The sequence below is a fragment of the Bartonella sp. CL266QHHD genome (genome assembly GCF_042195355.1).
Lineage (GTDB): Bacteria > Pseudomonadota > Alphaproteobacteria > Rhizobiales > Rhizobiaceae > Bartonella.
Genome location: NZ_JBHIOD010000042.1, coordinates 17167 through 29822, shown reverse-complemented (window position 1 = coordinate 29822; position 12656 = coordinate 17167). Strand labels below are relative to the sequence as shown.

At 34.6% G+C, this 12656-nt stretch carries 11 protein-coding genes; 8 read left to right on the top strand and 3 right to left on the bottom strand.

What is annotated here, in order from left to right; translation table 11 throughout:
- The first annotated feature begins 3 nt into the window (after positions 1 to 3).
- The 6 genes from rnr (at position 4) to ACFIK7_RS05390 (ending at position 6054) form a co-directional block, all read left to right on the top strand.
- Positions 4 to 2280 (top strand): ribonuclease R, encoded by a 2277-nt coding sequence (gene rnr, locus ACFIK7_RS05415; protein ID WP_375663053.1) that lies wholly within the window; start codon positions 4 to 6, stop codon positions 2278 to 2280.
- Between the two features lie 301 nt (positions 2281 to 2581).
- A complete protein-coding gene (locus ACFIK7_RS05410) occupies positions 2582 to 3718 on the top strand; it encodes an MFS transporter (protein WP_375663052.1) in 1137 nt (378 codons plus the stop codon).
- 102 nt (positions 3719 to 3820) lie between these two features.
- Positions 3821 to 3988, top strand: a complete 168-nt coding sequence (gene rpmG, locus ACFIK7_RS05405) for a 50S ribosomal protein L33 (RefSeq protein WP_004864083.1) — start codon at positions 3821 to 3823, stop codon at positions 3986 to 3988.
- A 331-nt stretch (positions 3989 to 4319) separates the two neighbouring features.
- Positions 4320 to 4883, top strand: a complete 564-nt coding sequence (locus ACFIK7_RS05400) for a thermonuclease family protein (protein ID WP_375611942.1) — start codon at positions 4320 to 4322, stop codon at positions 4881 to 4883.
- A gap of 28 nt (positions 4884 to 4911) precedes the next feature.
- Positions 4912 to 5541, top strand: a complete 630-nt coding sequence (locus tag ACFIK7_RS05395; RefSeq protein ID WP_375637613.1) for a uracil-DNA glycosylase family protein — start codon at positions 4912 to 4914, stop codon at positions 5539 to 5541.
- Positions 5542 to 5562: 21 nt separating this feature from the next.
- Entirely contained in the window at positions 5563 to 6054 is a 492-nt protein-coding gene (locus ACFIK7_RS05390; RefSeq protein WP_015856433.1) for an Lrp/AsnC family transcriptional regulator, read from the top strand.
- 26 nt (positions 6055 to 6080) lie between these two features.
- Here ACFIK7_RS05390 and cobT read toward each other — a convergent pair whose 3' ends face one another.
- From cobT to glpD, 3 genes are all read right to left on the bottom strand, one after another.
- Complete coding sequence (gene cobT, locus ACFIK7_RS05385) at positions 6081 to 7088, bottom strand: nicotinate-nucleotide--dimethylbenzimidazole phosphoribosyltransferase (RefSeq protein WP_375637612.1); 1008 nt, start codon at positions 7086 to 7088, stop codon at positions 6081 to 6083.
- A gap of 393 nt (positions 7089 to 7481) precedes the next feature.
- Positions 7482 to 8462 carry a tRNA dihydrouridine(20/20a) synthase DusA gene (gene dusA, locus ACFIK7_RS05380; RefSeq protein ID WP_375663051.1) on the bottom strand — a complete coding sequence of 327 codons (981 nt, stop codon included), beginning with the start codon at positions 8460 to 8462 and terminating at the stop codon, positions 7482 to 7484.
- A gap of 701 nt (positions 8463 to 9163) precedes the next feature.
- Entirely contained in the window at positions 9164 to 10693 is a 1530-nt protein-coding gene (gene glpD / locus ACFIK7_RS05375; RefSeq protein ID WP_273791010.1) for a glycerol-3-phosphate dehydrogenase, read from the bottom strand.
- 344 nt (positions 10694 to 11037) lie between these two features.
- Between glpD and ACFIK7_RS05370 the strand changes: the two genes are divergently transcribed.
- A complete protein-coding gene (locus ACFIK7_RS05370; RefSeq protein ID WP_273791009.1) occupies positions 11038 to 11910 on the top strand; it encodes a DsbA family protein in 873 nt (290 codons plus the stop codon).
- 242 nt (positions 11911 to 12152) lie between these two features.
- A complete protein-coding gene (gene accB, locus ACFIK7_RS05365) occupies positions 12153 to 12650 on the top strand; it encodes an acetyl-CoA carboxylase biotin carboxyl carrier protein (protein ID WP_375643407.1) in 498 nt (165 codons plus the stop codon).
- The last annotated feature ends 6 nt before the right edge of the window (positions 12651 to 12656 follow it).

The following is a 12656-nucleotide window of genomic DNA, read 5'->3' as shown; positions in this document are numbered from 1 at the left end:
ATTTTGGCTAAAGGTGAAAAAAACATAAAATATCTCTCTTCATTCAAGGGGAAAACTTTTCCCAATAAGGAAGCAATCCTTTCCTTTATAATTGAGAATCCTAACCACTCAAGTAAACGAGAAATCGCTAAAGCTTTTAACTTAAAAGGCGATTCTCGTATCTGGCTTAGAGATATGTTACGTGAGTTAAAGGATCAAAATCTCATATCTAAACACCACAAAAGAGCAATAAACAAAGGAAAATTACCCCCTGTTTCTTTAGTAAAAATTAGCGGACGTGATAAAGATGGAAGTTTTATTGCACAACCTCTTGAATGGGAAGATTCTCCAAAGCCCAATATTGAAATACACTCTTTTCATCACATAACAGGAAGTAATATTGGTGTTGGAGATCATATTCTTGTAAAAGTTTTTCGAAATAAAAATTCTGAAAGCTCAAGCTATCCTTATACGGGACGAATTATTCGTAAAATTGATGTATCTCCCAAAAGCGCATTTGCTATTGTACGAAAATTGGAAAATAATCAATGGCGCCTTGATCCTATAGACCGCAAAACCAATGAACTCATTGTTGAAATGTCTCCAGAAATGAAGATTCAAATTGGTGATCTCGTTGAAGTCGAAATAAAAAAAAATACTGGTTACGGATTAAAGAGCGCAAAAATAAAGAATGTTTTAGGGCACATTAAGAGTGAGAAAACACTCTCAATGATAGCGCTTCTTTCGAAAGGAATTCCTTATATTTTTCCTGAAAGTGTTCTTGAGCAAGCCAAACATATCAAAGCTGCCAATATGGATAATCGTGAAGATTGGCGACAATTACCCTTTATTACAATTGATCCACCAGATGCAAAAGACCATGATGATGCAGTTTATGCAACCAAGGATAAAGACCCAGCAAATAATGATGGTTGGATTATTATTGTGGCCATTGCAGATGTTTCTTACTATATCAAAACAGGAAGCGCTTTAGATAAAGAAGCATTGAAACGTGGAAATTCTGTTTATTTTCCCGATACCGTTGTGCCAATGTTACCTGAACGCCTTTCTCATGATTTATGTTCTCTTCGTGAAGGAAAAGAAAGACCAGCTTTAGCCGTTCGTATGATTTTTGATGCAAACGGTAATAAACGAAAACATAGTTTTCATCGTACTATGATTCGTGTAAGAGCCAAACTTTCTTATCAAGAAGTACAATTGGCAATTGAAGGTAATATAAATGAAAAAATAACCCCTCTTTTTGAGAGCATTTTGCACCCCTTATGGGAAGCCTATGCATGCCTTAAAGCTGCGAGAAATCGTCGCCAACCACTAGAATTAGAAATTGCAGAAAAAAAGATTATTCTTGATCAAAATGGATGCATAAAAGATGTTGTGAGTGAAACACAATTAGAAGCGCATCGTTTAATTGAAGAGTTTATGATACAAGCTAATATTGCAGCTTCTGAAACATTAAAACAACATCACCAGCCGCTCATTTATCGTATTCATGAAAAACCTTCTCTTGCTAAGCAAGAAATACTTCGGAGCTTTCTTCAAAGTTTGGGGATACCACTCTCCCGCGGAAGCGAACTTACCTCAGCGCGCCTTAATAGAATTTTAGAAAAGGTCGCTCATACTCAACAACAAGAACTAGTCAATCAAGTTATTTTGCGTTCACAATCACAAGCAGAGTACAACCCTAAAAATAGTGGCCATTTTGGTTTGAATTTGCAAAACTATACACATTTTACATCACCAATCCGTCGTTATGCTGATCTCATTATTCATCGAGCACTCATTAAAGCTCTCAAATTAGGAAATGATCAATTAACAGATACACAAGAACAAAATCTTGCAGAAATTGCTACGCAAGTTTCTTTATACGAACGCCGTGCAATGATGGCTGAAAGAGAAACGATTGATCGGCTTGTTGCTCACTATTTAACGAATAAAATCGGTCGTATTTTTACAGGCCGCATTTCCGGAGTTACAAAAGCAGGTCTTTTTATCTCACTTGATAAACTCAATACAGATGGTTTTGTCCATATTTCTACACTTAAAAATGATTATTATCATTTTGATGAAGCACAACATGCTCTTGTAGGACAGCGTAGCCATAAAGGCTATCAGCTCAGTGATGTTGTAGAAGTAAAACTTATAACGGTACAACCTTTTGCTGGCGCTTTATGCTTTGAACTGTTAACAAAACCTCGTCCAATAAAATTTTCACCGACATCCTACCATAAAAACAAATTAAAAAAACAAAAGTATACTTTTTATGGGAAAAGAAAAAATTAAGCTTCTTGCCCTCCATTGAATATAATATGAATAATAAATTCAATTTAAGAAATGACTTATATTATATAATATTTATATGTACAATCTTCTTTCTTTAGTATACAAGAGGATAAATTTTATTGTTAAGTCTATAATAACCATATAAAAATCTTGCAGTTTTTTATACTTAGAAAATGAGAGAAACTGCAAAGGATATTTTTGGCTCCCTTTCATTTCAGCTCATCTTTTCATTGTTTAAATAAACAAGAGTACCTTAAGCCATTCTCATGAAAAAAAACCTTTTGACTCTCAAAATAATTCTTTGCGTGCAATTATTGCCGCTATTGCAACCATTGGCACTGTTGGAACAGCATTGGCAATGGGAACACAACTTGTCTCTCTTCTTATGGCAGAGAAAGGACTTTCCAACAGTACAATCGGCTATAGTGGAACAGTTGGTGGAATCGCCACAATTATTGCAGCTATTTTTACGTCTCGAATTGCCTTATGCTTAGGAATCGCTCAAACAATATTGCTTATGATGGCGATAGGATCTTTAAGTTTTTTAGGATTCTATTTTTTTGATCCCATATGGATTTGGTTTATTTTAAAGTTTATATTACATTTCAGCATGACAGTTATGTTTATCCTATCAGAGTTTTGGATCAACAGTTATGCTCCCCCCAAAAAACGCGGTTTGATCCTTTCTATTTATGCTATTGTCTTAGGATTAGGGTTTATAATAGGTCTAACGCTGCTAGCAAAAGTGGGAACACAAGGATTTATTCCTTTTGCTGTTGGATATAGCCTTATTATACTTGCTACTATACCAATTCTTACCGCTTGGAAATTAAGTCCAGAATTTCAAAAAAATCAATATATGCCATTTTTTCGTTATCTTTTTCACGTTCCAAGTGCAATGATGGCGGTCCTTGTTTACGGGGCCATTCAAATGGGCGTATTAACTCTTATAATACCCTTTAGTTTATCCATTGGTTATAATGAGAATGAAGCAGCACATTTTATGGCAACCCTTGCACTTGGGAATATTTTCCTCTTAATTCCTATCAGCATTATAAGCGACTACGCCAAAGATCGACGCTACCCGCTGATGAGTTGCGCTATTTTAGGTTTTATAGGAACTTTTATAGTACCATGGATTCTTCAATATCCATGGATTCTGATGCTTGATTTGTTTTTTCTGGGTGGTGTATCAGCGAGCCTTTATACAATTAGTCTTGCACATTTAGGAGCCCGTCTCAAGGGGCAAGAGCTTGCTGCTGCTAATTCTGCTTTTATTTTTTGTTATGGAATTGGTATGCTCATCGGACCGACCTTTATCGGAAAATCCATGGATATCTTTAAACCCTTTGGTTTTTCAATAGCCATGGCTGTTTTTTTCGGTTTATATGTCATTTTGGTGTTTGTCCAACTTATGAGAAAATTAATCAGCTCTTGACTTTTTTGAGAACATCCGTAGTGTTGCCGGAAAATCTGATGATGTCGGAAATAAGTTTTGACAGAAATAATATTTTTTCAGTATAAATAGGGTATTTACATTATGGCTAAAGCAGCAACCATTAAGATCAAGCTTTTATCAACTGCAGATACTGGTTTTTTCTATGTAACAAAGAAAAACAGCCGTACAATGACAGATAAAATGAGCAAGCGTAAATATGATCCAGTTGTAAAAAAGCACGTTGAATTTAAAGAAACAAAAATTAAATAAATAAAATTATTATTAAATTGATAGATTTTATACTCCAAAAGAAATGTTGGAGTATTGCTCTTCAAAGTTATTTTTTGAGGGGTGTTTTTTTATTTCCTTAAGTTTAAAAAGTTTACTTTAAACTTTGTATGTTTTGTACGGATTTGGATAAGTTGATTTATTATTTAAGTTGCTTACATATATTCTGTATGAGTATTTGATTATTGTGATATCTAATGAAAATTTTGTCATTAAAACGAAACACTGTTTCGTCATATGAATAAAGTTTCTCGGGTCAATTATAAACAATACTAAAATAGAGTTATAATAATGTTAGCAGTTTCTTTATTTCATGAAAAAATCTTTTTCTCATTTTAATCTAAGAAGCTTTAATCTAAAAGTTATCGGTTTCAGTATTTTTGTCGCTGCTAGCATTCTTATCATTATGTCAACTTATTTTAAGAAAACTCAGCTGTTGCCTCAAAAAGAAAAATTTTCTTCTCAAAACACTGTTGAAGGAAATGCATTAATCATTGATGGCGATACCATTATGATTTCTTCAATTAAGATTCGACTAGCTGGAATTGATGCTCCTGAACTCCACCAATTTTGTGGAAAAAAAGAAGCACGCTACCCTTGTGGGCTTGAGGCAAAGAAATATTTAGAAAAACTATTAAAAAATCAAACTGTTACATGTCACTGGCAAAAAACAGATAAATATCGCCGTATTCTTGCAACATGTAAAACAAAACAAGTTAGCAATATCAACGCAACACTTGTACATAATGGTTGGGCTGTAAATTATTATGAATACCCCAAAGAAGAGCAAGAAGCTAGAAAGAAAAAGAAAGGAATATGGGCATCAAGTTTTCAACGACCAAAAGAATGGCGCAAAGCAAATCCTCGCACAGAATAAGAAAAATATTTTTTAATTTTATTTACCAATGAAACAATGTAGCCAAATTATCAAACTTGAAAAAGAGATCTATTCCTGTCGTGTTTGCGTCCAACAACCCCATTATTTTCCTCCTCTTCCTCATGAACCAAACCCTGTCGTTTATTTATCCGATACCGCTTCGATTGCAATTGCAGGCCAAGCACCAGGGTTGCGTGTCCATGAAACTTCTATCCCTTTTAATGATCGTTCTGGCGAAAAATTGCGTAATTGGCTGGGTGTCACGAAAGAAGAATTTTATAATAGATCTCTTTTTGCTATTGTTCCTATGGGATTTTGTTTTCCAGGCTATGACAAAAATAAAGCTGATTTACCACCAAGACGTGAATGTCGAGAAATATGGCATGAAAAGATATTTCAAGCGATGCCTCAAATAAAGCTTGTTCTTGCTATTGGCAGTTATGCGCAAAAGTGGCACATTACAGAATTAAAATATAAAACCGTTTCTGCAACTGTTGGTGATTGGAGAAATATTCTTTCCATTCCCCAACCTCGAGGCTATAATGTTATGCCTTTGCCTCATCCATCATGGCGAAATACTTCTTGGTTACAGAAAAATCCATGGTTTAATGATGAGCTTATTGTATATCTGCGTTGTTTAGTGCGTAAATTTTTATAAATTAAAATATTGAGAATAAATATGGACCGTCTTGACCGAAAAATTTTACATCTTTTGCAAGAAAATGCGACACTTTCTGTTGCTGATATTGCTAAAAAAGTGGGACTTTCGACCACTCCTTGCTGGCGTAGAATTCAAAAACTTGAAGAAGATGGCGTCATTCAGCGTCGTGTTGCTGTTCTTTCTCCTGAAAAAGTAAACGCACACGTCACTGTTTTTGTGTCTATTCGCACAAACACACATAGTCATGAATGGTTTAAGCGTTTTTCAAAAATTGTGCAAGAATTCCGTGAAGTCATTGAATTTTATCGAATGAGTGGAGATATTGACTATTTATTGCGTGTTGTTGTGCCCAACATTGAAGCTTATGATCTTTTTTATAAAAAATTAATTTCTAAAATTGATATCCGTGATGTCTCATCTTCTTTCGCAATGGAACAGATTAAATATACAACGGAACTTCCACTTAATTATATTAAATTACACGACAAGACGCATGAACAAAACTCTTAAGATTTTTATATCCGTCTCATGATCTTTTAGGCATTCAAACTTTCTTGTTGAAAAACGACCATTTGTGCATGTGTTAAAACAGCAGCTTTGACAATACCAGCTGCCATAGCTGCTCCTGTCCCTTCACCAAGACGCATCCCCAAATCTAGAAGTGGTTCTTTGCCAATTTTTTTTAAAAGTTTACGATGAGCTGTCTCAGAAGAAACATGTCCAACAAGGGTATGATCAAGAGCTTTTGGATGCATTTTATAAAGGACCGCTGCAGCTGCTGTTGCCACAAAACCATCTAAAATAACGGGTATTTTTTCTATTCTTGCTGCTAAAATAGCACCAACCATAGCAGCAATTTCACGTCCTCCTAAGCGACGCATTATCTCAAAAGGATCATTGAAATAATCCTTGTGCAAAGAAATAGCTGTCTTAACCGCTGCAATTTTACGCTGATAAAAATCACCTTCTGATTCCATAGCATTTCCTGTCCATTCTTCCACTTCCCCTCCAAACAATGCTAAGCATAAAGCTGAAGCTATTGCTGTGTTTCCAATTCCCATTTCTCCAATACATAAAAGATCTGTTCCACCCGCAATGGATTCCATTCCAAATGCCATTGTAGCAGCCGCACTCCGCTCATCCATTGCGGCATCCTTCGTAATATTCATTGTTGGATATTCCAATGCTAAATCAAATATTTTTAATCCAAGATCATAAGCAATACAAATTTGATTGATAGCAGCTCCACCAGAGGCAAAATTTTCTACCATTTTTTGTGTCATAGATTGTGGAAATGGTGTAATATTCTCCTCTACAATACCATGATTTCCAGAAAAAATAGCGACCAAAGGTCTCGTTACGATAGGTTTTTCTGTACCCCTCCACCCCGCATACCAAACAGCAATATCTCCTAGTTTTCCTAATGTTCCTTGCTCTTTTGTTAAGTCTTTTTGCCGTTTTTTTGCCAAAATTATAGAAAACTCATCAGCAACAGGTAAATTTGTAAGCAAAGCACGAAAATCATCAAATGGACTAGCGGTCATAAGGATACCTTTTAAAATCTACAATGTTTATGAAAATCCCGTCATATATACAGGATATGAATAATTTATTGTTTTTTTAACAGTGCTTTAAAAATGTTAAATACTATGAAAGCAATAATTTCTACATTCTATTTTCAACCCTAATAACAAACGTGCAAGATTCAAAATGTTATTAATATCTTATGATTACCTTTACAGTGATACCCTTAACCTATTTTTTATTTAATAGGCATAATCAGCATGCCGTTTAATATATACATTCCAACAATTCTTATGCATAATAAAAGTTATAAACTTTCAAAAACTTATAAAATTGAAGAGATCAAAATTATCGCAAAGACATCAAAACGCAAAGGATCTCAACTTTAATATATGTTAATTATTAGGCTATTATTAAATGAGAGCATAAAAAGCTTCTTTTAAAATACATATATCTGCATTTGGTTTTGTCGCATCATTTGATAATATTTGCCTCCATCGACGTGCCCCACCCCGCCCATGAAATAAACCAATCATGTGACGTGTCACATGAGAAAGCCGCCCCCCCGATGCAATATGTCTAGCTGCATAATCACACATAACCTCAATAAGATCACTCTCACTCAGATTATTTTGCGTCTCACCATAGAGTTCACAATCAATATGTTTTAACAAAGCTGGATTATGATAAACTTGGCGACCAACCATGACAGCATCACAGAAAGTTAAGTGTTCTTTGATCTCATCAATCGATTTAATTCCACCATTTATCCCAATGAATTTATGAGGATATTTACGTTTTAATTTGTAAACTCTTTCATAATTAAGGGGCGGAATATTACGGTTTTCTTTCGGACTCAATCCTTGCAGCCATGCCTTGCGTGCATGTATCCAGAGCGCATCACATCCAGCATTCCAAACCTGATTAGCCAAAAGATCTAACGCTAACTCTTCATCTTGTTCGTCCACTCCAATCCGACATTTGACAGTTACAGGTATAGTAACCTCTCGTTTCATCGCTTCCACGGCATTTGCCACAATGTCTGGATGTAACATCAAACAAGCCCCAAAAACACCTGCTTGAACACGATTTGATGGGCACCCGACATTAAGATTTATTTCGTTGTAGCCAAAATCCTCAGCAATTCGTGCAGCTTCTGCTAACTTTTTCGGATCAGCCCCCCCTAGTTGTAATGCAACTGGACGTTCTTTATCGCTAAAAGCCAACAATTGTTCGCGAACACCATGAATGACAGCATCTGCTACCATCATTTCCGTATAAAGGAGAGCTTTTTTCGTTAAAAGACGATAAAAAAACCTGCAATGTCGGTCTGTCCAGTCCAGCATTGGTGCTACTGCAAATTTTATAGGCGATGGAAGGTTGTAAAATATCATGAGGGTATTACTCTCATGTCCCTATAGCTCTCTCTTTATACATAGAAAAATACTTACTTTTAGTTTACGGAAAATTTTATTCTCTTATACTATCATGAGTATAATAACAGTTCATTATTTTCAATTGATATCAAGGTTTACGACAATCAATCATGATAAAACACAATTTTGCATTTCTCATAGATTAGTGTTCAGGTATATAAACATGAAAAAAGAAGATTTTCACCATAATATAAAAAACTCATTTACAAGTTCTTCTTACGCTCATCAAGCCTCCATCCTTACATGATTTAGCACAGCATTTAAGATAATAAATGCTAAACTAACACATTATACAATTTTTTATAATAGATTTAATTTTCTTTAGATTTTTTTTAACTTATTGTGCAAATAAATGCTACAGAAAGTATCTTTATCTTCTCCTAAAGAAAGAATAAAAATCCTTATTTCACATGAATCTAATTATAAATCATTTTTTTTCAATGAGTTATTCTTGGTAACATTCTTGAATTTCACTTTATAAGATAGACAAATTTCATCCTAAATATTCTATCTAATTTTGCCATTTTATGATTCTTGCAAAAAAAACTAAAATCAGGGTATAGACAGCCATTGCCTTTTTAATATCTATGACTGATATCAGTACCTCTTTAAGAAAAATATTTTACAATATTGCAGATAAAATCTGTAAAATGAAATGATCATAAAAGTTGTTCAATCTCTTGTTGGCTTTGCATATAGGAAGAAAGAGTATCAACCTCTTGTTCATTAAATAGGAGACCCAGTTTTGAACGACGCCATAACACATCTTCACATACTTTAGCCCATTCTTTTTCCATCAACCATTTTACTTCTACTTCATAAAGCCCATGTCCAAAATTTTTTCCTTTATTTGCCTTACCATGTGCAAAGATCACCAATGCTTCCGTACCGTAGGAGCGTGCAAGCCTGCGATGTGTAAAAGCATCTAAATCTGGCATCAAAAGAGCAATCCTATTTTCGATTGTATCTAATTTGTTATAGGGAAAATCACCCCCTGGAAGTACTGCCTTAGCCGTCCATGATGCTCCCTTTTTACCAAGCTCTTTTTCAACAAATTTCATCGCATCTTCAGCCAACTTACGATAAGTTGTAATCTTTCCACCATAAAGATTAAGAATCTTTGGTGTTGTTCCTGTTCCCATTTCTTTTAAAACATAATCGCGCGTAATTTCTTGTGCTTTTGAAGCTCCATCATCATAGAGTGGACGAACTCCAGAGTAAGACCAGACAATCGTTTCAGGCAACACTGGTTGTATGAAATATTCACTGGCTGCTGCACAAATATAATCAATTTCTGTATCAGTAATATGAACGTCAGCCGGATCTCCTTGATAATTACAATCTGTTGTTCCAAGCAAGGTAAACTCTTCTTGATACGGAATAGCAAATATAATACGCCCATCACCATTTTGAAAAATATAAGCACGATCATGAGTATAAAGCTTGGGAACCAAAATATGAGAACCTCTAACAAGCCGTACTGGTGGATGTTCTTTACAATCTAATATGCTTGCCAAAACATGATCAATCCAAGGTCCTGTCATATTCGCGACATAAGAAGCTGTGACACTATATTCTTTGCTACTTAACTTGTCTTGAAGAAAGATACGCCATTTATTGTCTTCTTTTTTTAAAGAGAGAACTTCTGTTCGTACTTTTATATCAGCTCCCCTCTTTTCTGCATCACGCGCATTGCCAATAACTAAACGCGCATCATCTACTCTTGCATCAGAATATTCAAAACCTCTCTGATATTCTTTCTTCAGTGTAGAGCAAAATTTTTGTGAAAAATTAATCGTTTTACTGCGCCACAATTTCTGATTCCAATTCCCTAAATAATCATAAATAAAAAGTCCAAAACGCAACATCCAAGCAGGGCGCAATTCTTTATGATAAGGAAGGAGAAAACGCAAAGGACGCACAATATGTGGAGCCATGCGTAAAATGATCTCGCGTTCTTTCAATGCTTCACGAACAAGTTTGAACTCATAGTGTTCAAGATAACGAAGCCCACCATGAATAAGCTTTGTTGACGCACTTGAGGTCCCAGATGCAAGATCGTTCATTTCAGCCAATCCCACTTTAAAACCGCGTCCTGCTGCATCTCTTGCCAATCCACACCCGTTTATCCCTCCCCCAATGATAAACAGCTCATAATGTGTTGTGGTTTTCATAATTTCACTTTTCATTATTTAATTTTTTTCTCAGTACTCAATAAAGCAACAGGAAAAAAATAATACAAGTGTTCTTCATTGTATTATCAACGTACTTTTTCCTAAAATAAACACGCACAAAAAGCTTTTGATATCCTTATACATCAAAACAACATTTGACAAATTAAAGAGATTTTTTTTATCTTTTACAAAACATAATCCTTGCCAAACCAAGGTTCATCATATGAAATCTTTTTAGAGAAAAATTGATGTTTTTTCTCATTCTTAAAGACACACTATAGCTAAATGCTTATTGCACATAGAGAGCGCTTTTCATATAGTTCACTCAATGACACCCTAGAAAATGTGAAGGTATACAGATGAATTATCACTCTCAAAACTCGAAAATAACACTTCTTTCAAAAATTTTAGTCCCAGTTATGTCGAGTATTTTAATCTTTTTACCTTCTTTATCAAACGCAACATCACACTCAAAAACAGCAAATAATTTAAGCTTAGAAAAGCTTAAAACACAACTTTTGGAAGATTCTAGCTTTTTATCTAAGCTTAAAGAAAAAATGATACCACATACTGATTCTCATCATATTCAACAAATTGTCAGAGAGTACCTTCTTACTCATCCAGAAATTATGATTGAAATGCAGCTTATTCTTCAAGATAAGCTGGAAAAACAGAATGAATACGAAAACCAAAAACAAACTTCTGTCATTCATTTGTTAGAAAAAGAAATTTTTCATTCTCCTCATGACGCTGTTTTGGGAAACCCAAATGGTAAAAGAGTGCTTGTCAATTTTTTTGATTACAACTGTGGATATTGTAAAATTTCCTATTCAAATATAGAAGACTTGATAAAAGAATACCCAGATTTAAAGGTTATTATCAAGGATTTACCAATTTTAAGCTCTGATTCTATGGCAGCCCATACTGTTGCCTACGCATTTCGAAAACAATTTCCAGAGAAATATCCTCAGTTTCACAAAACGCTTTTAATGTATCAGGGTCGTGCAAATGAAGCTAAAGCTATTAAAGTAGCTGTTTCATTAGGAGCAGATGAAAAAAAACTACGTAATGCAATAAAAGATCCCACTCTGCAAAACGCTTTTAAAGAAAATATTCAAATTGCCTCTACACTTCATATTACGGGAACACCTTCTTACATCATTGGTAATAAAATATTCATTGGCGCAGCCAAACAAGATATTCTAAAACAAGCGATAGACAATACACAGTGAATTCCTGATCCATTTTAGAAAGAATACTGTAAATGAGGTAATTTTATGCTTTCTCTTTTTTGACAACAGGCTTATAAGTGCAATTTTGCGTAAAGCAGATACGAGTTTTAAATTGCAAAGTATAATAATTTAAAGGAAATAAAAATCTTTAAAGCCTCAAAAGATGTCATCCCTAATCTAGAGATATTCGGTCATAAAATGAGATAATGACGATCTTCATTGATCAAGGAGTTAGAAATAAAATGACAACAAAAAAAATGGATTCGGCAAAAACCGCAATTGATACGAAAATTATTCGTGATCTTGCTGAAATTTTGAATGATACAAATTTAACGAACATTGAAGTTGAACAAGGGGAGCTTCGTATTTGTGTCTCACGCCAAAATACCTTAATTTCTTCTGAGCAAGCAATCTATGCTCCTGTTTCTACTCCTACTTTTTCTGTAACATCTTCTCCAGTTCCAACAGCTGAAGCTCCTATACAATCTATCCAAGAAGATAAATCAAAAAACACAATAACCTCTCCCATGGTTGGAACAGCTTATCTTGCACCTTCACCAGGCGCGCAACCTTTTGTAGAAGTAGGACAAAATGTTTCTGAAGGGGAGACATTACTTATTATTGAAGCCATGAAAACAATGAATCAAATTTCATCACCACGCTCAGGCACAGTAACCACTGTTCTTGTCAAAGATGGTCAACCTGTTGAATTTGGTGAACCACTTATTATTGTTGAATAAAGCGAG